The organism is Gallaecimonas xiamenensis 3-C-1, from assembly GCF_000299915.1.
Taxonomy (GTDB): domain Bacteria; phylum Pseudomonadota; class Gammaproteobacteria; order Enterobacterales; family Gallaecimonadaceae; genus Gallaecimonas; species Gallaecimonas xiamenensis.
This window is the reverse complement of record NZ_AMRI01000009.1, coordinates 100,591-123,687: the sequence shown is the minus strand read 5'-3', so window position 1 is coordinate 123,687 and position 23,097 is coordinate 100,591. Positions and strand designations below refer to the sequence as shown.

The following is a 23,097-nucleotide window of genomic DNA, read 5'->3' as shown; positions in this document are numbered from 1 at the left end:
AGCCGGTCCACTGGATAAAGGCATGGACTTCAAACAATAAAGGCGCCCGAAGGCGCCTTCTTAGAGGGCTTTGAGAATGGCCTCGACGCTGTCTTTGGCGTCACCAAACAGCATCAGGGTGTTGTCGCGAAAGAACAGGGGGTTCTGCACCCCGGCGTAGCCGGTATTCATGGAGCGCTTGAACACCACCACCGTCTTGGCCTTCCACACTTCCAGCACCGGCATGCCGGCGATGGGGCTGGCGGGATCTTCGGCCGCCGCCGGGTTGACGGTGTCGTTGGCGCCGATCACCAGCACCACGTCGGTGTCGGCGAAATCGTCGTTGATCTCGTCCATCTCCAAGACGATGTCGTAGGGCACCCGGGCCTCGGCCAGCAGCACGTTCATGTGTCCGGGCAGGCGCCCCGCCACCGGGTGTATGCCAAAGCGCACCGCTATGCCCTTGGCCCTAAGATGGGAACAGATCTCCGCCACCGGGTACTGGGCCTGGGCCACCGCCAGGCCGTAGCCGGGGGTGATGATCACCGAACTGGCATTCTTGAGCATGTCCGCCACGTCTTCGGCGCCCACTTCCACGTGCTCCCCCTGCACCTCGTCGCTGGACGCCACCGCGTCGTTGCCAAAGCCACCGGCGATAACCGACACAAAGGAGCGGTTCATGGCCTTGCACATGATGTAGGACAGGATGGCACCGCTCGACCCCACCAGGGCACCGGTGACAATCAGCAGATCGTTGCCCAGCATAAAGCCGGCCGCCGCCGCCGCCCACCCCGAGTAGGAGTTGAGCATGGAGATCACCACCGGCATGTCGGCGCCGCCGATGCTGGCCACCAGGTGCCAGCCAAAGGCCAGGGCGATAAGGGTCATGAGGATAAGGGCCGAGCCGCCGTGGCCGCCGGTGCTGACGAAATAGAACATCAGCCCCACCGACACCACCACCGCCGCCAGGTTGAGCTTGTGGCGGTGGGGCAGCATCAGCGCCTTGGAGCTGAAGATGCCCCTGAGCTTGCCAAAGGCGACGATGGAGCCGGTAAAGGTAACGGCGCCGATAAAGACCCCGAGGAAGATCTCTGTCAGGTGGATGGTCAGCAGCGCCCCCACCAATACCCCGTGGTCCAGCCAGGAGTTAAAGCCCACCAGCACGGCGGCCAGGCCCACAAAGCTGTGGAGGATAGCCACCAGCTCCGGCATCTGGGTCATCTCCACCTTGACCGCCAGGCGTGCGCCAATGGCGCCGCCCACCACCATGGCCAGGATGATCCAGCCGATACCGCTCACCGACGGGCTCAGTATGGTGGCCAGCAGGGCCAGGGCCATGCCGATGATGCCCAGCAGATTGCCCTGCTTGGCGCTTTCCTGTTTTGACAGCCCAGCCAGGGCGCCGATAAAACAAAGTGCCGCCACTATGTAAGCGGCACTGACCAATCCTTGCGACATCGACTTACCCCTTTTGGAACATTTTCAGCATGCGGCGGGTGACGGTAAAACCGCCGACGATATTGATGGTGGCGATCAGCACCGCCACAAAGGCCAGCAGCCCGGTCAGGCCCCCCGACCCGGCCTGCAACAGGGCCCCCACCACTATGATGCCGCTGATGGCATTGGTGACCGACATCAAGGGGGTGTGCAGGGCATGGGTGACGTTCCAGACCACGTAGTAGCCCACCACACAGGCCAGCACGAACACCGTAAAGTGCGACAGGAAGGCGGCCGGGGCGGCGTCCGCTAGCCAGGCGAAGGCCAGCAGGGCCAGGGCCCCCAGCACCGCCTTGCGGCGCGGATTGGCCTTTTTGGGGGCCTGGGGCTTGGGCTCTAGCGCCGGCGCCTTGGCCTTGGGGGCCGCCGAAACGGCGATGGGGGGCGGCGGGAAGGTCAGCTCCCCTTCCCTGACCACCGTCATGTTGCGCAGCACCACGTCGTCAAAGTCGATGTCGATGGTGCCGTCTTTTTCCTTGCATAGGAGCTTGGCCAGGTTCACCAGGTTGGTCGCATAGAGGGTGGAGCTTTGCCCGGCCAGGCGGCTTGGCAGGTCGGTGTAGCCCAGCACTATGACGCCGTTGTCGGACTTGACCCTCTTACCGGCCTTGGTGAGGTCGCAGTTGCCGCCGTTGGGGGCGGCCAGGTCGACGATCACCGAGCCGGGCTTCATGGCCTTGACCATGTCGCGGGTGATGAGCTTGGGGGCCGGTTTACCGGGGATAAGGGCGGTGGTGATGATGATGTCCACCTCCTTGGCCTGCTCCATAAAGAGGGCCATTTCGGCATCAATAAAGGCCTGGCTCATCTCCTTGGCATAACCGTCGGCATTGCCCCCTTCCTCTTCGAGCTGCACTTCCAGAAACTCGGCGCCCATGGACTGGATCTGCTCTTTAACCTCGGGGCGGGTGTCGAAGGCCCGCACCACAGCCCCCAGGCTGCCGGCCGCGCCAATGGCGGCAAGGCCCGCCACCCCAGCGCCAATCACCAGCACCTTGGCCGGCGGTACCTTGCCGGCGGCGGTGATCTGGCCGGTAAAGAAGCGGCCAAAGGCATTGGCCGCTTCCACCACGGCCCGGTAGCCGGCGATATTGGCCATGGACGACAGGGCGTCCAAGGACTGGGCCCGGGAAATACGCGGCACCATGTCCATGGCCAGCGCATTGACCTTTTGGGCCTTGAGCTTGTCCAGCAGCTCGGGATTCTGGGCCGGTTGAATAAAGCTGACCAGGGTGGCGCCAGCCTTCAAACGGGCTATTTCCTCGTCGCTGGGGGCATTGACCTTGTACAGCAAGTCCGCGTCCCAGGGGTCGCCCAGGGTGGCCCCGGCCTCCAGGTACTGGTCGTCGTCAAAGCTGGCGCCCTTGCCGGCGCCGCTTTGCAAGGTGACCTCAAAGCCCAGCTTGATGAGATCTGCCACGGATTTAGGGGATGCCGCCACCCGGTTTTCACCGGGCAGGGTTTCGAGAGGTATACCGATACGCATGCCGTCTCCCTGACGTCAAAGGCCCCGCGATACCGCATGCGACTTCGGGCAAAGTTTCAAAGGTGTTGGCTTAGATGTAACAGGTTGACCAAAGGGAAAGGCAAGCATTTTTTGTTCTATGAGTATGCTTTTTCGCCACTTTATCCGCTACTGGATAAGGGACAGCTGCAAGGCGGCGGTATCGGTCTGCAGGCCGAAATGCCCCAGGTTGAGGCTGTAACTGGCGTCTTCGTACCAGATGCTGCTGGAATGGATGCCATAGACCAGGCAGGTGCCGGTGGAGCAGACCACCTGGTCTATGTAGCTCTTGATGGAATAAACCCTGTCGCCAAAGACAGTGCCGTACAGGCTGTCCAAAAAGGGGCTGGAGACCGACAGCCCCTGGCTGCCACAGGTGCTGGTCAGCACGTTGTAGGGATAGATGCCGCAGCTGTAGAGGCCGCGAAAGGCGCCGGCGATGCCCACAAAGGCGTCCACCTGGCTGGCGATGCCCAGCTTGCTGATCTGCTGGGCGGCCAGGGTGGCCCCCATGGAATGGCCTATGACGTCGATGCGGCCGGTGCAGCTGTGGGCCAGGGCGTCTTGCAGGGCAGCCTTGACCGGGGCTTCTTCGCTGCCGCTGTGGTCATTGCAGGCCGCGCAGCTTTTCGAGCCCCAGTCCGGCAGCAAGATATCGCTGTCTTCGTAGCCCTGCCCTTTCAAGGCCGCCACCGTGTTGGCCCAGCTGGCCGGGGTGGCGCTATTGCCGTGCACTAGCACCACGGCGTCACGGCAGGCGGCCTGGGCCCCCAGGGCCAAGCAGCCCAGTAACAGTAAAATGACTTTCATTGACATGTTCCTCTGTGTGGTTGGTCCTTCACAGAGTGCGCAAAAAGCGCGCAGCGGGGCACTGTACTTTGGTGCAGCAACAAAAAAGCCCAGCCAGGGGCTGGGCCAAACGCGGAACTAAAATGTCAGCAGAGTGTGAAGCCGGTGGCTTCGAGGCACACTCTAGGGCAGCGACCCTGCCCCGACCTTGATGCAGATTAAGATTTCTGCCGATCCCCCAGATCCGGGAAGGGTCTGACCTTGGGGTCGTTTGGTAACTTGGGCAAGGGGCAGCTGACACAGCTCTCCCGGCAGATCTGGTCACGGCCGGCGGCCTTGGCGTCATAGAGCAGCTGGTCGGCCCGTGACAGCATCTGTTCAAAGCAGCTGTCTGCCCCTTGGCGCGACACCACACCGGCACTGATACTGATGGCAATACTCTCGTGGGGGTTAAGCTCGAAGGGCTTTTGCACCATGCGGCTCTTTAGGCGCCTGGCGGTGGCCATGGCCGCTTCCAGGCCACTGTCAGGCAGTAGCAAGGCAAACTCCTCGCCCCCGAGGCGGCCGACAAAATCACTGGAACGCACCGCCTGATGCAGCAGATCTCCCAGGTGGCGCAGCACCAGGTCTCCCACGTCGTGGCCGTAGCTGTCATTGATACGTTTGAAGTGATCCACATCCACCATCACCAGGGAAAGGGGCCTGTCTTCCCTTACTGCCGAGGCAAAGCGCTGGTGGCCCACCTCCATCAGGGCCCGGCGGTTGCCGGTGCCGGTCAGGGGATCGGTGTAGGCCTGGGAGCGCAGTTCTTTTTCAATTTCCTGGCGCTTACCTATCTCCCGGCTCAGCCGGTTGTTGAGGCGCATGAACTGGTAGATCACCAGGATGGCGATCAGCAGAGCCAACCCAAGGGCTGCCGCCAACCAACTCCATACCGGGCTGGACGGGGCCTGGACCTTGGGCTGGAATAAGAAGCCGTCCAGGCTAGCTTGGGGAGGGATCAGCCCCAACTGCTGGTGCAGCTCCAAAATCCGCGACCAGCGCCCCAGGTTCATATGGCCTATGGTCACCAAATCCGGCATCACCATTTCCCTTATCACTTCCCCTTCAAAACGCAGCTGGTCCAGGGATTTCTGGGGGGCGTACTGGGCCTTTATCAACCTGGCGGTGCCGTCGATGTTCTCCAAGGCGGTGCGCCAGCCCTTGAGGCTGGCGTCTCGAAAGCGTTTGATGAGCTCGGGGTTGTCCCGGGCCAACTGGCTGTTGGTGATCAGGAGGTCACCGTAGAAGTCGACCCCATAGGTGCGGGGGCTGATGGTGACAAAGGGCACTCCCCTTCGGCTCAGTACGTAGGGCTCGTTGCTCAGGTAACCGGCAAAGGCGTCCACCTCGCCGTTGACCAGGGCGTCGATATTGAAACGGCTGGGCACCCAGGTCATGGACTCCAGGGGAATGGCTTCGAGGACGAAAGGCGAGAGCAGCTCGGCCACCTGTTCCCTGGGCTGCTGGCTCATCAGGGTCTTGCCCACCAGATCGTGGAGGTTGTGGATACCGCTGTCGGCCCTTACCACCCAGGCCATGGGAGAGTGCTGGAAGATGCTGGCGACCGCCATCACCGGTTCGCCACGGGCAAAAGCGGTCAGGACGCCGGTATTGGCCACCCCGAATTGGGCCTGGCCCAAGGCCACGGCGGTGATGCTGGACGGCTGGCCCGGGCCGTTTTCAAGCAAAGTCACGTCCAGCCCGGCGTCGGCGTAATAGCCGAACTCCTTGGCCACGTAATAGCCGGCAAATTGGAACTGGTGCTGCCAGCGCAATTGTACCTGCACTGATTCCATTGCCGTGGCCTGGCCGGCCAGCAGCCACAGCAGCACCCCAAGGCACCCCTTTTTCGACACTGTGCTTTCCTTTTCACATACGCGGAGGGTCTGCCTGGATTTACCCTTTGCCAGGGACGCTCCCTACGCCGGTTGCTTCATGCAGCCGGTATTGCTCGAAGTGTTGCCTGCACTGGCTGTTCTCGCCAGTGGCGGCGACGAAAATTCCTTTTAGCGCACCGGCAAGGCCATGTTCTTAAAGAGCGCTTCCACCGCTTCACCGTCGCGCAGGCGAATGGCCTCGTCCACCACAGCCCGGGTCAGGTGCGGGGCAAAGCCTTCGATAAAGTCATACATGTAGCCCCGCAGGAAGCTCGATTTCCTAAAGCCAATCTTGGTGGTGGACGCCCTAAAGAGGTGGCTGGCGTCTATGGCCACCAGATCGGCGTCAAGCACCGGGTCATGGGCCATAGAGGCGATAACCCCCACTCCCAGGCCCAGGCGCACATAGGTCTTGATGACATCGGTATCGGTGGCGGTAAAGACGATGTGCGGCTCCAGCCCCTCTTTGGCAAAGCCTTCGTCAAGATCGGAGCGGCCGGTAAAGCCGAACACGTAGGTGACGATGGGGTACTTGGCCAGCTCGTCGATGCCGATGCTGGCAAGCTTGGCCAGGGGATGGTCCTTTTTCACCACTATGCTGCGGTTCCAGTGGTAACAGGGCAGCATGATAAGGTCGTCATACAGATGCAGCGCTTCGGTGGCGATGGCGAAATCGGCGTCCCCCCGTACCACGGCCTCGGCTATCTGGGTCGGCGTACCCTGGTGCATATGCAAGGACACCTTGGGGTAGCGGTCGATAAAGCCCCGGATCACCGGTGGCAAGGCATAACGAGCCTGGGTATGGGTGGTGGCGATATGAAGCTTGCCCCTGTCCGGCTGGGTATGCTCGAAGGCCACGGAGCGGATGGCATCGGCCTTGTTGAGCATCTCTTCGGCAATGGCGATGATCGCCTTGCCGGCGGCCGTGACATGGGTCAAATGCTTGCCGCTACGGCCAAAGATCTGCACCCCCAGTTCGTCTTCGAGCATCCGGACCTGCTTGGAGATACCGGGCTGGGAGGTATAGAGGCTTTCGGCGGTGGCCGAGACGTTGAGGTTGTGGTTTCGCACCTCAACGATGTAACGCAACTGCTGCAACTTCATGTCAACAAGGCTCCCAAGGCGGGTTATGCCAAAAAAGTATAAACTATTCGAGTTCTATATCAGCTGGCAAATAGTTGATAAGCTATCGGAATGCATTAGCTTCCTATAAACTCACTGGGATTAGCGGGCGTAAGGACTATTACATGACCCCATATATCGTGGGCGCTGTTGTCGTCATCTTGCTGGTGGTGATGGTTGCCATCAACATGATGCAGCAGCAAAAACAAAAACAAGAAGCGGCACGCCGCCAAGAAGTGGCCAAATGCCGCGCCATCATAGACGAAACTGAAACCCTGCTGCCCATCGCCGGCCAGATGCCGATCTCCAGCACCCTGGTGGCCATGCTCCACCGCCGCCATGCCGAAGCCCTGGCCCACCTCTACCGCCTGACCAGCGACGCCAAAATCAAGAGTCGCGCCGAAGATGCCCACGGCCAGTATCTCAAGGCCCACAAAACCAAGCGCCCCGGCGACGACAATATCCGCCTGCCCGACAACGAACAACAGATGGTGCAACTGCTGCAGGCCATCAAGCTGCTGATCGCCGTGGCGCGCACCGAATTCAATAAGGGCAAGGTGGACGCCGAGACCTTTCGCCTTGAGTCCGCCTTCCTTGACCGTATCCGCCTGAAGATCAATATCGAGGGCCTTATTACCCGAGGTGTATCCGCCAAGTCCGTCAAGCAGTTGGGCTCGGCCCGCCAGTTTCTCAACAAGGCCAAGCAATTGGCCGCCGGCCATGCCCACCAGGACCCCTACCTGCGCACCAAGGTCCTGCAAATTCAGGCCCATTTGGATGAGATCAACGGCAAGGGCCCCGCAGTGGCAGCCAACGGTACCCCCACCCCTGGCGCTCCGGAGGCGCCCAAGGCCCAAGCCAAGCCCAAACCCAAAACCGGGGCCCAGCAGTTGGACGACATCGACCTTATCTTCTCACCGAAGAAAAAGTGGTAACAAAAAACGCCCAAAAGGGCGTTTTTTTATGGCTCATGGCCTAATAAAAAAGCCTCCTTGCGGAGGCTTTTTCAAATCACTTGCCGTTATCGACCCACTTGCCGTTCTCGTAGAAGGCCATCCAGCTGGTGGCCTTGCCGTCTTTCTCGGAGCCCACGTACTGGCTCTTGGTCTTACGGGAGAACTTGACCAGGGTTGGGTTGCCGTCCTTGTCCTTGACCGGCGCCTTGGCCAGGTACTTGAACTTCTCCGGCAGCCGGTCTTCGAAGCGCTTGAGCTCTTCGACCTTGGGTGCCCGGGTTTCCCGGGATTTGGGGAAGGTGCTGGCGGCCAAGAAGACACCGGCGGCGCCGTCGCGCAGCACAAAGTGGGCGTCTGACTTGTCGCACTTGAGTTCAGGCAGGGCCACGGGATCTTCCTTGGGCGGCGCCACTTCGCCGTTTTTGAGGATCTTGCGAGTGTTCTTACATTCGCTGTTGGTGCAGCCGAAGTACTTGCCGAAACGGCCGTTTTTCAGCTCCATATTCGAGCCGCACTTGTCGCACTCGATCAAGGGGCCGTCGTAGCCCTTGAGCTTGAATTCGCCGGTTTCCAGCACGTAGCCGTCGCAGTCCGGGTTGTTGCCGCAGACATGAATTTTACGGCCAGCGTCCACCAGGTAGGAGTCCATGGCGGTGCCGCATTTGGGGCAACGCTTCTTGGCGCGCAGGGCGTTGGTTTCCCCTTCCTCGTCGTCCACCTTGATCACTTCCTCACCCGGGGTGAGGTTGATGGTGGACTTGCAGCGTTCCTTGGGCGGCAGGTTGTAGCCGGAGCAGCCCAGGAACACGCCGGTGGAGGCGGTGCGAATACCCATCTTACGGCCACAGGTGGGGCAGTCGATGTCGGTCATCACCATGGCGTTGGAGCGCATTTTCTCTTCGGCGTCGTCCAGGCGCTTTTTAAAGTCGCCGTAGAACTCGTCCAGCACCCCGTGCCATTCCCGGTCGCCGTTGGCGATACCGTCCAGCTCGTTTTCCATGCGGGCGGTGAAATCGTAAGACAGCAGGTTGGTGAAGTTCTCCACCAGGCGGTCGTTGACGATCTCCCCCATTTTCTCGGCGTAGAAACGGCGGTTTTCCACCTTCACATAACCCCGGTCCTGGATGGTGGAGATGATGGAAGCGTAGGTGGAAGGCCGGCCTATGCCGCGCTTTTCCAGTTCCTTGACCAAGGAGGCCTCGGTAAAACGGGCCGGCGGCTTGGTAAAGTGCTGTTTGGGGTCCAGGGCCTTGAGGGCCAGGGACTCGCCCACCGCCACGTTAGGCAGCTGTTCGTCGTCACCTTGGCGCTTCATGGGGGTCAGCACCCGGGTCCAACCGTCAAAGCGCTGCACCCGGCCCTTGGCCTTGAGGGTGAAGTCATTGGCGGTGGCGGTGAGCTGGGTCACGTCGTACACGGCGTTGGTCATCTGGCAGGCCACAAACTGGCGCCAGATAAGCTCGTAGAGGCGCTGGGCGTCCCGTTCCACGTCCAGGTCTTCGGATTTGACCTTCACGTCAGAGGGGCGGATGGCTTCGTGAGCTTCCTGGGCGTTGGCCTTGGCGCCGTAGCCGATGGGGCCGGCCGGCAGGTAGGCGGGGCCAAACTCGCTTTGGATATAGCCCCGTACCGCATCCAGGGCCTCGGCGCTGAGGTTGGTGGAGTCGGTACGCATATAGGTGATGTAGCCCGCTTCATAGAGGCGCTGGGCCAGCATCATGGTCTTTTTCACCCCAAAGCTCAGGCGGGTACTGGCTGCCTGCTGCAAGGTGGAGGTGATAAAGGGCGCCGAGGGGCGGGACTGGCTGGGCTTGTCTTCCCGGTCGGTCACCTGGTAGCTGGCACCTTCAAGGGCTGCCACCGCCGCCATGGCCTGGGCCTCGGTCTGGGGCTTGAAGGCGCTGCCGGCCTGGTGGGTCACCATCATGCGGATGGCCCCTTCCTTGGCTTTGAGGTCGGCGTGGAGATCCCAGTACTCTTCGGGGGTGAAGGCGCGGATCTCCCGCTCCCTTTCCACCACCAGGCGCACCGCTACCGATTGCACCCGGCCGGCGGACAGGCCACGGGCAATCTTTTTCCACAGCAGTGGCGACACCATGTAACCCACGACCCGGTCGAGGAAACGGCGGGCCTGCTGGGCGTTAACCTTTTCCAGGTTGACGTCGCTGGGCTGCTCGAAGGCCTGCTGGATGGCTTTCTTGGTGATTTCGTTGAAGACCACCCGCTGGAAGCGGTCCTGGTCGCCACCGATCAGTTCCTGAAGGTGCCAGGCAATGGCTTCCCCTTCCCTATCCAAATCCGTTGCCAGGTAAACCTTGTCGGCTTTCTCGGCCAGGGATTTGAGTTCGGCCACCACCTTTTCTTTGCCGGGCAGCACCTCGTAATGGGCCTGCCAGTGGTTTTCCGGGTCCACACCCATGCGCGCTACCAAGGCGTTGGTGGCGCTCGTTTTTTTGCCTTTATTGCCACCGCCGCTTGTGGGCAGATCACGAATGTGGCCAATAGAAGATTTTACGATGAAGTCCTTACCAAGATATTTATTGATGGTCTTGGCCTTGGCTGGGGACTCCACGATCACCAGTGATTTTGCCATGTCTCTCTTAGGGTTGGTTGGCTGGGGGCCCGTCTGGGTGGCCCATATATAGTGTTTTGACTTCGATGATGCAAGGCGCAAGCTCGAAGTCGGCTATTTTTCTAATTAATTCAACTTATCCATCATTTGCAAGGTCAGAGGGTTACCGATAACGGCAACAGGTATAATGCGGTCAAGCTTTAACGTCCCTTTAACCTGGGCACCCATAACAAGGAATAGGGCATGAAACATTTCGAAGTCAATTTTGACGGCCTGGTCGGCCCCACCCACAACTACGCGGGCCTGTCCTTCGGTAACGTGGCGTCCCTGTCCAACGCCAAGAATGCTTCCAGCCCCAAGCAGGCCGCCAAACAGGGCCTGCTGAAAATGAAGACCCTTCATGATCTGGGTCTTAAGCAAGGGGTGCTGGCGCCTCAGGAAAGGCCCGACATGGCCACCCTGCGCCGCCTGGGCTTTAACGGCACCGACGCCCAGGTACTGGCCAAGGCCGCCAAAGAGGCCCCCGCCCTGCTGGCCGCCTGCTGCTCGGCGTCCAGCATGTGGACCGCCAACGCCGCCACCATTTCCCCCTCCGCCGATACCCACGACGGGCGGGTGCACTTTACCCCGGCCAACCTCACCAACAAGTTCCACCGCAGCCTGGAACCGGCGGTGACCGGCCGTATCTTAAAGGCGATCTTCAACGACGACCGCCACTTCAAGCACCACAAGCACCTGCCGGACAACGACCACTTCGGCGACGAAGGGGCAGCCAACCACACCCGCCTGTGCAGCCAGTACGGCCATGCTGGTGTGGAACTGTTCGTCTACGGCCGTGAAGCCTTCAACGCCGCCGCCGTGGCGCCGCAAAAATACCCGGCCCGCCAGACCCTGGAAGCGTCCCGCGCCATCGCCCGCCTCCATGGCCTGGACGAGGATACCGTGGTGTTTATGCAGCAAAATCCCGAGGTGATTGACGCCGGGGTCTTCCACAACGACGTGATCAGTGTCGGCAACCAGAACGTGCTGTTCTACCACCAGGACGCCTTTGCCAATACCGAGCGGGATTTTGCTGAAATTCGCCGCAAATTCGGCGAGGGTGACCTGCATTTCATCGAAGTGCCCCGGGACCAGGTCAGCGTCAGCGAAGCGGTCAAGACCTACCTCTTCAACACCCAGGTGGTCACCCTGCCGGCTGGCCATATGGCCATCATCGCCCCCACCGAGTGTGAAGAGTCCGAGGCGGTCAACCGTTACCTGGCCCAGTTGGTGGAAAAGGACACCCCCATCAAGGAAGTGCGCTACATCGACGTCAAACAGTCCATGCGCAACGGTGGCGGCCCCGCCTGCCTGCGCCTGCGAGTGGGCCTGAACGACGAAGAGCTGGCGGCGGTCAACCCCGCTTGCCTGCTGGACGACGCCCTCTTTAACCGCCTCAACGGCTGGGTGGACAAGCACTACCGGGACGAGCTGCTGGTGGCCGACTTGGCCGACCCGCAGCTGCTGGTGGAAAGCCGCCAGGCCCTGGACGAGCTGACCCAGCTCCTGGCACTGGGATCGGTGTATCCCTTCCAGCGCGACTGACCCAAGCCCGGCATTGCCGGGCTTTTTCGTGATCCCGGTCCCCAAGTGGTCGGTTGTTACCGCCCCGGCTAAGCTGCTAGATTAGCGGGCATTTGCTAGCAACCACGTGGATAGGCCATGACAAAACAACAAGGAAAACTGGGCCTTACGGCACGCATCGTCATAGGTATGGTGCTGGGTTTCATCACCGGACTCATCTGCTTCTATTTCACCCCTACCCCCGTACCCGGTGTTAAGACCGAACCCGGCTTCATCCAAACCTGGCTGACCCAGGGCCTGTTCCAGATCGGGGGGCAGCTCTTTATCGCCTCCTTGAAGATGCTGGTGGTGCCCCTGGTGTTCGTGTCCCTGGTGTGCGGTACCTGCTCCTTGTCCGATCCCAGCAAGCTGGGCCGGCTGTCTGGCAAGGCCATAGGCCTGTACCTGCTGACCACCGCCATCGCCATTAGCCTGGCCATCTCCATGGCGCTGATCGTCAAGCCCGGTGTCGGCGTGGACCGCCATGTCGAAGAGGGTTACACCCCGGCGGCGCCGCCGTCTTTGACCGATGTGTTCACCAACCTGGTGCCCACCAACCCCATCGAAGCCATGGCTTCGGGCAACATGCTGCAGATCATCGTCTTCGCAGTGCTGTTTGGGGTGGCCGTGGCCCTGTCCGGCAAGGCCGGTGCGCGTATCGCCAAGCTCTTTGAAGACTTCAACGAAGTGATCATGAAGCTGGTCACCATCTTGATGAACCTGGCCCCCTACGGCGTGTTCTTCCTGATGGCCAAGCTTTTTGCCGGCAGCGGCCTTGAGACCCTGGGCAACCTTATCAAGTACTTCCTGCTGGTGCTGGCGGTGCTGCTGATGCACGCCTTTATCAGCTACCCGCTGCTGCTCAAGCTGCTGACCCGCCTCAACCCCTTTATGTTCCTGCGCAAGATGCGTGACGCCGCCCTCTTTGCCTTCTCCACCGCCTCCAGCAACGCCACCCTGCCGGTGACCCTGGAGACCGTGACCAAGAAGCTGGGTGCCAAGAACAGCATTGCCTCCTTTACCGTGCCCCTGGGTGCCACCATCAACATGGACGGCACCGCCATCATGCAAGGGGTGGCCACCGTCTTTATCGCCCAGGTTTATGGCATGGATCTGAGCCTGACCGACTTCCTGATGGTGGTGCTGACCGCCACCCTGGCCTCGGTGGGCACCGCCGGTGTGCCCGGGGTAGGCCTGGTGATGCTGGCCATGGTGCTGACCCAGGTGAACCTGCCGGTGGAAGGTATCGGCCTTATCATCGGTGTCGACCGCCTGCTGGACATGACCCGCACCGCCGTGAACATCACCGGCGACGCCATGGTGACGGTGGCCGTGGCCAAATCCGAGGGGGAGCTGGACGAGGAGGTCTTTAACGACCCGGCCGCTGCCCGCAAGGAAGAAGAGGTGCACCTGCCGCACCGCAGCTGACAAAAAGCCCGGCAAATGCCGGGCTTTTTCATAAGGGCGGCCGGGGCCGGCTCAAAGACCTGAAATACTGGGTATTGTCGTAAAAGTCCGCCGCTGCGTTGGCCGGCCACCAGCCCGGCACCCCCAGCAGCGGCAAGGGGGAGAGCAGCGCCTTGTCCTTCAGGGCATCGCCGGCCAAGGCCAGGGCCAGCACCTGGTCCAGGTAGCCGTAGCGGTCCTTGATGTTCCAGGCAAAGTAGTCGGCCTCCACCAGCACCGGGAACATCTTGGCGGTCAGCCCCAAATAAGGGGTCAGGCCCTGCTCGTAGACCGCGTGGCCAAAGACCCGCCCTTCAATCTGCCGGCCCCAGGCGCCGCGCCTGGCCACAAAGGCGGACTGCCAGCGGTGCTGGCGCAGATCCTCAAGCAGCGACAGGTCACTTGCCACCACCAGCACCCCGCACTCATCAAAGAGGGTCAGGCTGTCCCGGCGCAAGGTCCTTGGGTGCAGGCCATGGGCGTCGATATCGGCCACGTGCTGGCCGTTGAGCATGGCCTTGGCCCGGGGAAAAAGGGCCCAGGCCAGGGCGTTGAACAGGTCGTGCCAGTTACGCTCGCGGGTGGGCACCCGGCCACTGGCCAATACCTGGGCTTCGTAATAATCGCTTGGAGCGTCGGCACAAAACTGCACCGGCTGGCCGGACAGGGTCTGGGTGCCGGGGGCCAGCCATTGGCCCAGCTGGGCCAGATCTGGGAAGTCTGCGGCTTGCCCCAGGGCCGTAAACAGGGTCGCCAGGTCCTGGTAGAGCCCCTGGTCAAGGAAGGTGGTTTGCCAGTCCACGTCGGTCTCTGTCATCCATAAAAGGGCGCCAGTGTAGCAAAACGGCCGCTTTTTCTGGTATCACTGGTGCATCCCCTGTATAGGCTCTTGAATAGTGATCAGTAAGATACTAAAGCGAGAATAAATGAAATTTGGCGAAAATTCGCGGGAAGAAATTCAGGCGTGACGCGGGTTTGTGGGGAATTGAGCGAGGGGGTGGCCATTGATGGCTGCCCCTTTTTGAACGGGCGGGGAGTTTGATCAATGGTGCGCTGGGGCTGAGTTTTGCGCTTGTGTATTGAGCACAGTTCCGGGCGGGTTTGCTGGGCTTTAAACCGGCTTTAAAAAAGGCGCCAGACGGCGCCTTTTAAACTTTGAGGCTAGTCGCCCACATCTTTGGCGATGTGCACCACTTGACCTATCACCTGGAAGTTGTGCTGTTCGTCTTTGGGTACCACTATCTCAGGGTAAACCTTGTTATCTGACAGCAGCACCCACTTGTCGAGACGCTGCTGAAAGCGTTTGACCATCAGCGATTCATCCTGCCTAAAGACGTATATGTGGCCATCTTTAGGCGTTTTCCTTGCCGTGTTTATAACCAGGCTGTCGTTGTTGCCTATCGTTGGGTACATGCTGTCGCCTTTGGCCCAAACGATAACCAGATCCTTTTCAGCAAAGCCTCTAAAAGACAGCCACTTGCGACGGAATGCTAAATGCCGGACTGGAGGCTGATCGTCGCCGTTGAAGCTGCCATGTCCAGCTGACACCTGGACTCGGTAACCAGGGATAAGCGAGAACTCTGCCATGAAGTCGGTGCTGGGTTCGTAGCTCGCAACCGTGTCTTTTACCTCATATGCCTTTTTTAAGGCTTCTCTGGCCTGTGATGGCAACAACGCTACGTGATACTCCGTTGCTCTGGAGCCTGCACGCCTGCGCGTCATAGCAGTGTTATCTGCTGCGAGATGCTCAAGTTCTTCCTGGACGCGCTTATCCGTTGTTGGCATGCCAGGTAGCCCAGCTACCTCAGCAGCCGTTACCCATTCCAAGTCGTGCTTAGGTTGGCCCTTTGGGTGTCTATTTTCGTCACCAAGGGCGAGCCAGTCCAAAGAAACCCCTCCCCCCTCAGCCAAAGCAATAAGGCTGTCCAGCGTCGGCTTACTAACGCCAGACATGTAGTTATGCAGCTTGCTGTATGACATGCCAATGTTGCGCGCAAACTGTCGACCGCCACCGGCCTCATTAACCAGCGTTCTCAGTCTAGTGATGAACAGTTCAGTTCCTTTCTCGCTATCAACAATAGGAACGCCGTTCCCTTTCCCGTTCGCTTGTTCCTTTTTTTCGTCATTCATTGCTGTGTGGCCTCTGGCGCGTGGTCCCATCCATGGATACCTGCTCTACAAAAAGGAACAAATAACTGTTGACCTGTTCCTTTTGGTGATCAAGACTTGTTCCTAAGTTTGATAATCCAAACGAGTTATCAGGATGCATAACAAACAAGAATCGCAGAAATTTCCCAAAATGGGAACTCCAGCCAAGGACATGCACCGCGCTGACATCATTGCAGCGCTTAAAAAACGCGGTACATCACTCAGCGCACTGTCACGAGACCACGGGTTGTCGTCTGGAACTTTGGCTAATGCCATGGCTCGCCCATGGCCAAAAGGCGAACGGATTATCGCTGATGCTATAGGGCTGGAAGTAAATGAGATCTGGCCAAGTAGATACCCAGAACTTCAAGGAGAGAGCGCATGACACAAGGACGTGAATGGCTCTCTGCCGCCGAGCTTACCGGCTTGGCCGACCTGCCAGGTACCGAGCGCGGGATGCGCAAATTCCTGGACCGCTTGGCCGAGGCTTACCCGGAGAAAAAACGCAAACGTGCTGGTACCAAGGCCTTTGAGTATCACTACTCACTGCTGCCGGAACATGCCCGTGCTGCGCTGCTAAAACGGCTTGGCCTGGTGCAACTGGGCAACCAAACCTTTGCCGCTCCTAAAACCAAAGCTCAGCGCTATAGCCCCGAGGCACTGTGGGCGAATTGGGAACGGGCCGGAGACAAGGCCCAGGCCAAAGCCGCCGAGCGCCTGGAGCTGGTTAACGCGGTAGCGATGATGGTGCAGTCAGGCACCAAGCTGATGGATGCTTACCAGTTTGTGGCTGACAACTTCAACGCCGCTTTACCGACGCTGCGCCGCTATTGGGCGATGGTCAAAGACATCGACCCGGCCGACTGGGCACCGGCACTGCTGCCCAAAAACAAACTGGTGGCGCAGAACATTAAGGACCAGCGCCGGGCCGAAGTAAGCCCCGAGGCGTGGGACTACCTCAAAGCCGAGTACCTGCGTCTGGAACAACCCACCTTTAGTGCCTGTTATCTGCGTACCTGCGCCGCTGCCAAAAAGCTCGGCTGGCAAGTGCCAAGCGAAGACAGCCTGCGGCGCCGCCTTGACGCCGAAGTGCCGCACGAGCACCAGGTACTGCTGCGCCAGGGCGAGCACGCCTTAATGCAGCTTTACCCGCCCCAGCAGCGCAGTGTGCTGGATGTTGCAGCCATGGAGTGGATCAACGGCGACGGCTACCAACACAACGTGTTTGTGAAGTGGCACAACGGCGAAGTGATCCGCCCTAAAACGTGGTTTTGGCAGGACATTCGCACCCGCAAAATCATCGGCTGGCGCACGGATATCAGCGAGAACACCGACATGATCCGCCTGGCGCTGCTGGACGTGATCGACAACTACGGCATTCCCAGCCATATCACCATCGATAACACCCGCGCTGCCGCCAATAAGTGGCTGACGGGCGGCGTGCCCAACCGGTACCGGTTCAAGGTCAAAGCTGACGATCCACTTGGGCTTATTCCAATGCTGGGCATCAAGCTGCACTGGACCTCCGTTTTCTTCGGCAAGGGCCACGGCCAGGCCAAGCCCATCGAACGCGCCTTCGGCGTCGGCGGTCTGGAAGAGCTGGTCGACAAGCACCCGGCCCTGGCCGGCAGTTACACCGGCCCCAACCCCATGGCCAAGCCTGACAATTATGGTGAACGGGCGGCTACGGTAGCCGAGTTTGAGCGCGCCCTGGCCGAAGGCGTGGCGATGTTCAACGCCCGCGCCAACCGCAAAACCGAAGCCTGCCGGGGCGTGCTGAGCTTTGATGATGCCTTTGCCGAAAGCTACGCCGCCGCCACAGTGCGCAAAGCCAGTACCGAACAACGCCGCCTGTTGCTGCTGAGCGCCGAAGCGGTGCGCGTGACCAGGCACGGCACCATTACCTTGGATGCGGGCGGCAAAATAGCCCAGCGCCAGAACCGCTACCACCACGAAAGCCTGCTGGCCATGGTTGGCCAAAAGGTGGTGGTGCGGTTTGACCCCGACGCGCTGCACAGCAGCGTGCACCTCTACACCCTCAATGGCCTTTACCTGTGTGAAGCCGCGTGCCTTGAAAAAGTCGCGTTTGGCAGCCGCAGCGAGGGCCGCGAACACGACCGCAAACGCAAGCAATTTGTCCGGGCGAACAAGGACGCCGCCACCGCCCACCAGGCCATGTCAGCAATGGAAGCTGCCCAACTGTTACCCGAGCCAGAAATGCCTACCACGCCAGCCCCTGCGGCCAGCGAGCTGGTGCACCTGCGCGACGGCAACACCTTACGCAAAGCCACCACCCGCATTGAAGCTGCCGCCGAGGTTGTCACTGACGTTGACACCGAAACGGCCTTTAACCGGGGCGTTGCCCAACTGATGGCGCAGCGCAACAAAGACCGCCTTTAAGGGAGAGCACCATGAGCGTTGTTGAACTGAAAACCAAAACCACCAGCACCATTGAACAGGTGCAGGCCCTGATTAACGCTGGTGATACCAATGGCTCTGCTGTTGCCCGCGCTATCGGCGTAAGCCCGGCAGCCATCAGCCAGGTACTCAAAGGCAGCTACAAAGGCGATACGGACCGCATCGTTAAGGCGCTGGCCAGTTGGCTTGAGCTGCGCAATACCCGCACCAACACGCTGCCCACTGCGCCCCGGTTCGTGGAAACCCAAACCGCCTCCAACATCTTTGGGGCATTGGGCTATGCCCATGCCGCCGAGACCATCAGCGTGGTGTATGGCGCATCAGGGGTGGGCAAAACCACTGCCGCCCGCGAGTACGCCAGGCAGCACAGCAATGTGTGGCTGATCACCGCCTCGCCCAGTTGCGCTACCACAACTGAAATCCTCTTTGAATTGGCGCTGGAGCTGCGCATGGACGATGCGCCACGGCGTAAGGGCCAGCTTAGCCGCGCCGTTAAGCACCGCCTGCAAGGCACCGGCGGCATGGTGGTGGTGGACGAAGCTGACCACCTCGAATACGCCGCCCTGGAAGAGCTGCGCATCCTCCAGGAGCAGACCGGCATCGGCATGGTGCTGATGGGCAACAACCGGGTTTACACCCAGCTGACCGGTGGCCGCCGCAGCGAGGATTTTGCCCGGCTGTTCTCCCGCATTGCCAAAAAGATGGGCGTGCACAAAGCCAAGCAAACCGACGTTAAAGCCATCGCCGCCGCCTGGGGCATCAGCGGCAACGGGGAGCTGGCACTACTGCAACAGATCGCCGAGCGCCCCGGCGCCCTGCGCATCTTGAACCAAACCCTGCGCCTGGCCGCGATGCTGGCCGGTGGCAGCGACCAATCCCTGGGCGAGCAGCACATCCGCGCCGCGTTCAAAGACCTCGAAGGCAACGAGTAAGGAGCCTGACATGCAACCCAAAACCATGACCCCGCAAAACCAGGCGATTTGTGCACAAAGCCTGGCCCTGACCAAAGCCCTGCAACGCCTGGCAAGCCAAGGCGTGCAGATACTGGCGGCTGAAACGGGCAACACCCGCCCGGTGATCACCGTATTGCGCCCAGGCAAGAAGCTGGCCTGTGAGGCCGTCAGCGTGAGCTGCCGTGCGAACGGCCGGCTGACCAACAAAAAGGTGGCCCGTTACGGCGGGTGCCTGGTCCAGTGGCAGGAGGAACGGGCATGAGCGTCAAGCTGGAAATCATCATCACAAGCACCGCGATCGCCAGTGGGTCACACATCAACGTGGTGAAAAACAAGCTCACCCAGGGTGATGCCATGGAAGAGGCCTTTCATATGGCGCTGAGCATGGAACTACACGAGGCCATTAAGCGCGCCTCTGCCGTTGTCCAGCAAGCCGCTAACCAGACAGAACAGAAATTACAGGAGAAGCACCATGTCCACTAACACCCAAACCGGCTATCGCAAAAACGCCCTTGGCCACCTGGTGCCCGAAGACAAGATAAAGCCCATTGACGTTATCCGTGACGACTTGGTGATGCGCCTTGTGCAGCAGGCCCAGGCTGAGCAGCAGCGCCTGGCCGCCTTTAAGGCTGGCGCAATGAGTGAGATTGCCTCGTTCGTGGAGCTGTCTGCCGAGCAGTACAACGTCAACTGGGGCGGCCGCAAAGGGAACGTCAGTTTGACCAGCTACGACGGTGAATACCAAGTGCAGCTGGCACAGGGCGAGCACCGCAAGTTTGACGAACGCATTCAAGCCGCCAAGAGCCTGATTGACCAGTGCATCGGCGAATGGTCAGAAGGCGCCAGCAGTGAGCTGCGGGCGCTGATTGACCACGCCTTTAGGGTCAACAAGGAAGGGCACATCGACGTTAACCAGGTGCTGAGCCTGCGCAAGCTTTCCATTGAGCACCCCACATGGCTGGCCGCCATGGACGCCATTGCCGACTCCATCAATGTGGTGGGCACCAGCAGCTACCTGCGCCTGTACCAGCGGGATGAGCAGGGCCGGTACAAACAGCTGTCCCTTGATATCGCCAAGCTGTGAGGTGGCCAGCATGAAGCAATCAACCCGCTTTTGTCTTATCGAAGCCTGCTTGCTCCGGCATGGGCTGGTGCGCCGTCGGCACATCTGCGAAGGCTTCGATATCAATCTGGCCAGTGCCACCAGGCTCTTTAACCAGTACCGGGAGCAGCACCCTGGAAACATCAGCTACGACCCAACGGTTAAGGCCTACATCAAGGCAGACGCATTTGTCCCATCGCAGTTGGCAGAGCTGATGTGTGGGGAGGGATCGCCTGCTTCCGATGGTGCGGCGTTACTCATGGCCAAGGACTACTTGGACTCGTTCAGAACCGTAACGGGGATTGACCTCAACTAAGCGCGAAACGCCCCTCCGGGGGCGTCTGCCGGGCGTGGTGGTCCGGTACTGATGAGCAGCCGAGGAGAACCCATGAACGAACAAATGCACGGTTTGGTGACGGGCAATGTTCAGCACATCACCAAGACCCTCAACACCCTGACCAAAGTCAGCCCGATGGATGCAGCGGTGAAAGCCACTGCTGCACTGCATTGCCTGCAAGGGCAACCAGGCCAAGAGCAGCGCCGCCTGGCGTTGCTGAGTGCTGGCAAAGCTGCACTAGAGGCGTTGGCCAAATGAAGTACGTTGCAGCAGCCATGACCATGACCGCCAACGTGGTAGCCAAAAAAGGCAAGCCGGTGGTGGTCGAGTTGGGCGAGTGCGAAAGCCTGAGCGAAGCCGTGGCCAAGGGCGCCAAGCAATTGGGCGCCGTGGTGTTCGCTGATGTGCTGCTGCAACACGACCGCCCAGGGCCGAAGAACAAAGTTATCAATAAGCGCTGGCTGGTGATGCCGGCACAGGAGGGAAAGTGAACGCAAGCATGACCGAAAACATCGCCCGTCTGCTGATGACGGCCGGCAACTACTACGGCTCTGCCGAGCTACGGACGGCTTTTGGCCTGTCCAGCAAGCAGGCCAGCACGGTGCTGCGGCTGTTGCACACCACAAGCCGCTACCAGTTGGTCGTCAAGAAGGAGCCACTGCGGGTCAAGGTGCTGGCCATAGGCCCAGTGGTACGGGAAGGGCGGCAGCCGACCCAGAAGGAGCTGAGCGAACGCCAGCAGGCCCAGATCCAATATCTCAACACCCAAGTCTTTAAGCGCCAGGGCCAGGCCGCCGTGGGAGGTACTCATGCCGGCTAACAGCATTACAAAGGAGCAATGGGCGTCCGTTCAGGAGGAATTGGCAGGAAGCTTCGCCATGGTGGCGTTCCAGCATGGCGAGGTTCGGGTCAGCATCAACCGTGCGCGGGTCAGTGAGAGCCGTTCGGCCTTGGCAGTCTACTTGGATGGTCAGATCTGCGTCAGCTGGGGCCACCCCTGTGTCAAGGACGGCTACAGGGAGGACATTTGCCGATACTGGCGCAGGCGCTCCAGTGCTGTGTACAGCCCAAAGGAGAAGGCCAGACTCATCAAAGCCTACGGCAAGCGCCGAGTAAAGCAGCACTTCCCTAACCTGGATGACGCTTATGTCTGGTGGGATTGCACCTTCAATACGGCGCAGTCACTGGTGACCCAGTTCAAGAAGCTGGACGGGCTCAAGGTCCTGGCCATCGGCTTTGCCGCATGCCAGACCTTGGCAGGGGGCGAGCATGGCTTCTAAGCAGCAAATCACCCTGATCCATGTGGCCCGCAGCCAGTTGGGCCTTGATGACGAGCTGTACCGGCAGGTGCTGGCCAACCTTTGCTCCGGTAAAACCTCCAGCAAGCAACTGACCATTGAACAGGCTGATGCGGTGCTGGAGCACTTCAAAACCCGAGGCTTTAAACCCACTGTTAAACAGGCTGTAAATGACCGTCGAATGAGCCCTAAAGCGGGGAGTGGCAAGGTGGCTGAGGTCGATAAAATTCGGGCTATTTGGATCACGATGAGCCAGCAAGGTTTTGTGCGTGACAGCTCAGAAACAGCGCTCGACAAGTGGGTGGCCAAGGTGACGGGTGTTGCGCATGTGGGGTGGCTAAAAACCAACAGCGCCGCCCAGGCCCTGGAAGCGCTCAAGAAATGGCACACCCGTGAAATGGAGCAGGCGCTGGCTCCGCATTGGGGGGCATTTGCCCAAAGCCGCCTTTACATCACCCTGGGTGATTACCGGCGCCTTGGCCGTGCCGTCCACGGCGGGCGGTGGTATGAGGCCCTGTGCGCCCTGTACAGCAAGCACCAGGAGGCGAAATGAAGCTGAGCCGCTGCCCTGTGTGCAAATCTAATCTGCACCTTGATGCCATGGTGAGTGATGAGGCAGCCCGCGAGCTGCTGGCCTTTGTGGTCAAACTGCCACAACGGCTTGGCCAGGCGCTGGTGCAATACATCGGCCTTTTTCGCCCGGAAAAGAGTGACCTTTCAAACAGCCGTGCCCTGCGGTTGATGCAAGAGGCTATGGCGTTAACCAGCAATGAAACCCAGCTGCGCGAAGCGCTGGAGAGCACGGTGGCCAGCCTCTTTAAAAAACGGGGCGAGCACGGCTGGCAGCCGCTGACTAACCACCAGTATCTGAAAAAGGTGCTGGATACCATGCCAACCGCTTCTACCGCTGTAGCGCCGGAGAGCAAGCATAAAAGCTTGGAGATACGCGGCAGCCACTCACTGAGCAAAGAACAGAACGAAGCGCTTTTCCAAGAGCAAATGGCACGATTCGGAGGCAAGCATGGCTGAGCAACAACTGGACATGATGGGCACCGACCTGGACCAAATTCTGGCGCACCTGGACCAACTGAGCGACAGCGACGTCAAGAAGCTGTGGCCACAAACATTGGTTAACCTGGTTGAGGTGTTTGAGGCCGCCTTCAAACGAGAGGGCTTAAGCGAGGATGACGCCAAAGGTCTGGCTAAGGTGGCGGTGGTCAGCCAGGCCCATTACATGGGCGGCAGAACCTTCTACCTGCCGCGAGACGAACGGCTGAAAAAGGCGCTTCGTAATATCCGTATCTGGCAGGAGTTTACAGGCCGGAATAAGCATGAGCTGCTGGAGAAGTATCAGCTCACCATGTCGCAACTGGTTAATATCATCAACGAACAAAAAGCACTACAGACGGCCAAGGTGCAGATGCAACTGCTGTAGTCATACGGTAAATTAGCGAT

Annotated in this window: 25 protein-coding genes and 1 other RNA gene; 18 read left to right on the top strand and 8 right to left on the bottom strand. The window is 60.0% G+C overall.

Features of this window, described 5'->3' with window-relative positions; all coding sequences use genetic code 11:
- Positions 1–60: 60 nt before the first annotated feature.
- The 5 genes from pntB to cysB form a co-directional block, all read right to left on the bottom strand.
- Positions 61–1,437: a Re/Si-specific NAD(P)(+) transhydrogenase subunit beta gene (pntB, locus tag B3C1_RS08135; protein ID WP_008484111.1), complete on the bottom strand. Its 1,377-nt coding sequence runs from the start codon at positions 1,435–1,437 to the stop codon at positions 61–63.
- A 4-nt stretch (positions 1,438–1,441) separates the two neighbouring features.
- A complete protein-coding gene (locus tag B3C1_RS08130) occupies positions 1,442–2,962 on the bottom strand; it encodes a Re/Si-specific NAD(P)(+) transhydrogenase subunit alpha (protein ID WP_008484109.1) in 1,521 nt (506 codons plus the stop codon).
- Between the two features lie 147 nt (positions 2,963–3,109).
- The gene (locus B3C1_RS08125; RefSeq protein WP_008484108.1) at positions 3,110–3,790 is read right to left on the bottom strand and encodes an esterase/lipase family protein; all 681 of its coding nucleotides are present in this window, start codon (positions 3,788–3,790) and stop codon (positions 3,110–3,112) included.
- 197 nt (positions 3,791–3,987) lie between these two features.
- Positions 3,988–5,667 carry a GGDEF domain-containing protein gene (locus B3C1_RS08120; protein ID WP_156804500.1) on the bottom strand — a complete coding sequence of 560 codons (1,680 nt, stop codon included), beginning with the start codon at positions 5,665–5,667 and terminating at the stop codon, positions 3,988–3,990.
- Positions 5,668–5,817: 150 nt separating this feature from the next.
- Positions 5,818–6,792: an HTH-type transcriptional regulator CysB gene (gene cysB, locus B3C1_RS08115; protein WP_008484106.1), complete on the bottom strand. Its 975-nt coding sequence runs from the start codon at positions 6,790–6,792 to the stop codon at positions 5,818–5,820.
- A gap of 143 nt (positions 6,793–6,935) precedes the next feature.
- Between cysB and B3C1_RS08110 the strand changes: the two genes are divergently transcribed.
- Positions 6,936–7,745, top strand: coding sequence for a hypothetical protein (locus tag B3C1_RS08110; RefSeq protein WP_008484105.1), 810 nt, complete (start codon positions 6,936–6,938; stop codon positions 7,743–7,745).
- Positions 7,746–7,821: 76 nt separating this feature from the next.
- Here the strand turns inward: B3C1_RS08110 and topA are convergent, their stop codons facing one another.
- The gene (gene topA / locus B3C1_RS08105; RefSeq protein WP_008484103.1) at positions 7,822–10,359 is read right to left on the bottom strand and encodes a type I DNA topoisomerase; all 2,538 of its coding nucleotides are present in this window, start codon (positions 10,357–10,359) and stop codon (positions 7,822–7,824) included.
- Positions 10,360–10,581: 222 nt separating this feature from the next.
- Between topA and astB the strand changes: the two genes are divergently transcribed.
- A complete protein-coding gene (gene astB, locus B3C1_RS08100; RefSeq protein WP_008484101.1) occupies positions 10,582–11,922 on the top strand; it encodes an N-succinylarginine dihydrolase in 1,341 nt (446 codons plus the stop codon).
- A gap of 117 nt (positions 11,923–12,039) precedes the next feature.
- The gene (locus B3C1_RS08095) at positions 12,040–13,368 is read left to right on the top strand and encodes a dicarboxylate/amino acid:cation symporter (protein ID WP_008484100.1); all 1,329 of its coding nucleotides are present in this window, start codon (positions 12,040–12,042) and stop codon (positions 13,366–13,368) included.
- Positions 13,369–13,396: 28 nt separating this feature from the next.
- Here B3C1_RS08095 and B3C1_RS08090 read toward each other — a convergent pair whose 3' ends face one another.
- Together B3C1_RS08090 and B3C1_RS19760 are read right to left on the bottom strand one after the other, a co-directional pair.
- The gene (locus tag B3C1_RS08090; protein WP_035481464.1) at positions 13,397–14,203 is read right to left on the bottom strand and encodes a DUF3025 domain-containing protein; all 807 of its coding nucleotides are present in this window, start codon (positions 14,201–14,203) and stop codon (positions 13,397–13,399) included.
- Between the two features lie 344 nt (positions 14,204–14,547).
- Complete coding sequence (locus B3C1_RS19760) at positions 14,548–15,516, bottom strand: LexA family transcriptional regulator (protein ID WP_008484098.1); 969 nt, start codon at positions 15,514–15,516, stop codon at positions 14,548–14,550.
- 133 nt (positions 15,517–15,649) lie between these two features.
- On the opposite strand from B3C1_RS19760, the gene B3C1_RS19755 reads away from it, so the two are divergent.
- The 15 genes from B3C1_RS19755 to B3C1_RS08020 all read left to right on the top strand — a co-directional run bounded on the left by B3C1_RS19755 (position 15,650) and on the right by B3C1_RS08020 (position 23,077).
- Positions 15,650–15,919: a helix-turn-helix domain-containing protein gene (locus B3C1_RS19755; RefSeq protein ID WP_008484097.1), complete on the top strand. Its 270-nt coding sequence runs from the start codon at positions 15,650–15,652 to the stop codon at positions 15,917–15,919.
- Positions 15,916–17,934, top strand: coding sequence for a transposase domain-containing protein (locus B3C1_RS08080; protein WP_008484096.1), 2,019 nt, complete (start codon positions 15,916–15,918; stop codon positions 17,932–17,934). The genes B3C1_RS19755 and B3C1_RS08080 overlap by 4 nt, the downstream gene beginning before the upstream one ends.
- Positions 17,935–17,945: 11 nt before the next feature.
- Positions 17,946–18,884: an AAA family ATPase gene (locus tag B3C1_RS08075; RefSeq protein ID WP_008484093.1), complete on the top strand. Its 939-nt coding sequence runs from the start codon at positions 17,946–17,948 to the stop codon at positions 18,882–18,884.
- A 10-nt stretch (positions 18,885–18,894) separates the two neighbouring features.
- On the top strand, positions 18,895–19,167 hold the full coding sequence (locus B3C1_RS08070; protein ID WP_008484092.1) for a hypothetical protein: 273 nt from the start codon (positions 18,895–18,897) through the stop codon (positions 19,165–19,167).
- Positions 19,164–19,388, top strand: coding sequence for a hypothetical protein (locus tag B3C1_RS08065; protein WP_008484091.1), 225 nt, complete (start codon positions 19,164–19,166; stop codon positions 19,386–19,388). Before B3C1_RS08070 ends, B3C1_RS08065 begins: the two co-directional genes overlap by 4 nt.
- The gene (locus B3C1_RS08060) at positions 19,378–19,989 is read left to right on the top strand and encodes a DUF3164 family protein (RefSeq protein ID WP_008484090.1); all 612 of its coding nucleotides are present in this window, start codon (positions 19,378–19,380) and stop codon (positions 19,987–19,989) included. Before B3C1_RS08065 ends, B3C1_RS08060 begins: the two co-directional genes overlap by 11 nt.
- A gap of 10 nt (positions 19,990–19,999) precedes the next feature.
- Positions 20,000–20,323 (top strand): BrxR family helix-turn-helix transcriptional regulator, encoded by a 324-nt coding sequence (locus tag B3C1_RS08055; RefSeq protein ID WP_008484089.1) that lies wholly within the window; start codon positions 20,000–20,002, stop codon positions 20,321–20,323.
- Positions 20,324–20,388: hammerhead ribozyme type II (locus B3C1_RS19750), an RNA gene on the top strand. It abuts the gene before it with no gap.
- Positions 20,389–20,395: 7 nt separating this feature from the next.
- Positions 20,396–20,602, top strand: a complete 207-nt coding sequence (locus B3C1_RS08050) for a hypothetical protein (protein WP_008484088.1) — start codon at positions 20,396–20,398, stop codon at positions 20,600–20,602.
- A complete protein-coding gene (locus B3C1_RS08045; protein ID WP_008484087.1) occupies positions 20,599–20,835 on the top strand; it encodes a hypothetical protein in 237 nt (78 codons plus the stop codon). The genes B3C1_RS08050 and B3C1_RS08045 overlap by 4 nt, the downstream gene beginning before the upstream one ends.
- Positions 20,832–21,164: a hypothetical protein gene (locus B3C1_RS08040; protein WP_035481462.1), complete on the top strand. Its 333-nt coding sequence runs from the start codon at positions 20,832–20,834 to the stop codon at positions 21,162–21,164. Before B3C1_RS08045 ends, B3C1_RS08040 begins: the two co-directional genes overlap by 4 nt.
- Entirely contained in the window at positions 21,154–21,624 is a 471-nt protein-coding gene (locus B3C1_RS08035; protein WP_008484084.1) for a hypothetical protein, read from the top strand. Before B3C1_RS08040 ends, B3C1_RS08035 begins: the two co-directional genes overlap by 11 nt.
- A 22-nt stretch (positions 21,625–21,646) precedes the next feature.
- Positions 21,647–22,195, top strand: coding sequence for a gp16 family protein (locus tag B3C1_RS08030; RefSeq protein WP_237750982.1), 549 nt, complete (start codon positions 21,647–21,649; stop codon positions 22,193–22,195).
- A complete protein-coding gene (locus B3C1_RS08025; protein WP_008484081.1) occupies positions 22,192–22,671 on the top strand; it encodes a hypothetical protein in 480 nt (159 codons plus the stop codon). Before B3C1_RS08030 ends, B3C1_RS08025 begins: the two co-directional genes overlap by 4 nt.
- Positions 22,664–23,077: a Mor transcription activator family protein gene (locus B3C1_RS08020; RefSeq protein WP_008484080.1), complete on the top strand. Its 414-nt coding sequence runs from the start codon at positions 22,664–22,666 to the stop codon at positions 23,075–23,077. Before B3C1_RS08025 ends, B3C1_RS08020 begins: the two co-directional genes overlap by 8 nt.
- Positions 23,078–23,097 lie beyond the last annotated feature (20 nt).

What these genes read in the sequence shown, in the direction of transcription:
- pntB (WP_008484111.1), bottom strand. Translation starts at nt 1,437, where the DNA reads ATGTCGCAAGGATTGGTCAGTGCCGCTTACATAGTGGCGGCACTTTGT.
- B3C1_RS08130 (WP_008484109.1), bottom strand. Translation starts at nt 2,962, where the DNA reads ATGCGTATCGGTATACCTCTCGAAACCCTGCCCGGTGAAAACCGGGTG.
- B3C1_RS08125 (WP_008484108.1), bottom strand. Translation starts at nt 3,790, where the DNA reads ATGAAAGTCATTTTACTGTTACTGGGCTGCTTGGCCCTGGGGGCCCAG.
- cysB (WP_008484106.1), bottom strand. Translation starts at nt 6,792, where the DNA reads ATGAAGTTGCAGCAGTTGCGTTACATCGTTGAGGTGCGAAACCACAAC.
- B3C1_RS08110 (WP_008484105.1), top strand. Translation starts at nt 6,936, where the DNA reads ATGACCCCATATATCGTGGGCGCTGTTGTCGTCATCTTGCTGGTGGTG.
- topA (WP_008484103.1), bottom strand. Translation starts at nt 10,359, where the DNA reads ATGGCAAAATCACTGGTGATCGTGGAGTCCCCAGCCAAGGCCAAGACC.
- astB (WP_008484101.1), top strand. Translation starts at nt 10,582, where the DNA reads ATGAAACATTTCGAAGTCAATTTTGACGGCCTGGTCGGCCCCACCCAC.
- B3C1_RS08095 (WP_008484100.1), top strand. Translation starts at nt 12,040, where the DNA reads ATGACAAAACAACAAGGAAAACTGGGCCTTACGGCACGCATCGTCATA.
- B3C1_RS08090 (WP_035481464.1), bottom strand. Translation starts at nt 14,203, where the DNA reads ATGACAGAGACCGACGTGGACTGGCAAACCACCTTCCTTGACCAGGGG.
- B3C1_RS19760 (WP_008484098.1), bottom strand. Translation starts at nt 15,516, where the DNA reads ATGAATGACGAAAAAAAGGAACAAGCGAACGGGAAAGGGAACGGCGTT.
- B3C1_RS19755 (WP_008484097.1), top strand. Translation starts at nt 15,650, where the DNA reads ATGCATAACAAACAAGAATCGCAGAAATTTCCCAAAATGGGAACTCCA.
- B3C1_RS08080 (WP_008484096.1), top strand. Translation starts at nt 15,916, where the DNA reads ATGACACAAGGACGTGAATGGCTCTCTGCCGCCGAGCTTACCGGCTTG.
- B3C1_RS08075 (WP_008484093.1), top strand. Translation starts at nt 17,946, where the DNA reads ATGAGCGTTGTTGAACTGAAAACCAAAACCACCAGCACCATTGAACAG.
- B3C1_RS08070 (WP_008484092.1), top strand. Translation starts at nt 18,895, where the DNA reads ATGCAACCCAAAACCATGACCCCGCAAAACCAGGCGATTTGTGCACAA.
- B3C1_RS08065 (WP_008484091.1), top strand. Translation starts at nt 19,164, where the DNA reads ATGAGCGTCAAGCTGGAAATCATCATCACAAGCACCGCGATCGCCAGT.
- B3C1_RS08060 (WP_008484090.1), top strand. Translation starts at nt 19,378, where the DNA reads ATGTCCACTAACACCCAAACCGGCTATCGCAAAAACGCCCTTGGCCAC.
- B3C1_RS08055 (WP_008484089.1), top strand. Translation starts at nt 20,000, where the DNA reads ATGAAGCAATCAACCCGCTTTTGTCTTATCGAAGCCTGCTTGCTCCGG.
- B3C1_RS08050 (WP_008484088.1), top strand. Translation starts at nt 20,396, where the DNA reads ATGAACGAACAAATGCACGGTTTGGTGACGGGCAATGTTCAGCACATC.
- B3C1_RS08045 (WP_008484087.1), top strand. Translation starts at nt 20,599, where the DNA reads ATGAAGTACGTTGCAGCAGCCATGACCATGACCGCCAACGTGGTAGCC.
- B3C1_RS08035 (WP_008484084.1), top strand. Translation starts at nt 21,154, where the DNA reads ATGCCGGCTAACAGCATTACAAAGGAGCAATGGGCGTCCGTTCAGGAG.
- B3C1_RS08025 (WP_008484081.1), top strand. Translation starts at nt 22,192, where the DNA reads ATGAAGCTGAGCCGCTGCCCTGTGTGCAAATCTAATCTGCACCTTGAT.
- B3C1_RS08020 (WP_008484080.1), top strand. Translation starts at nt 22,664, where the DNA reads ATGGCTGAGCAACAACTGGACATGATGGGCACCGACCTGGACCAAATT.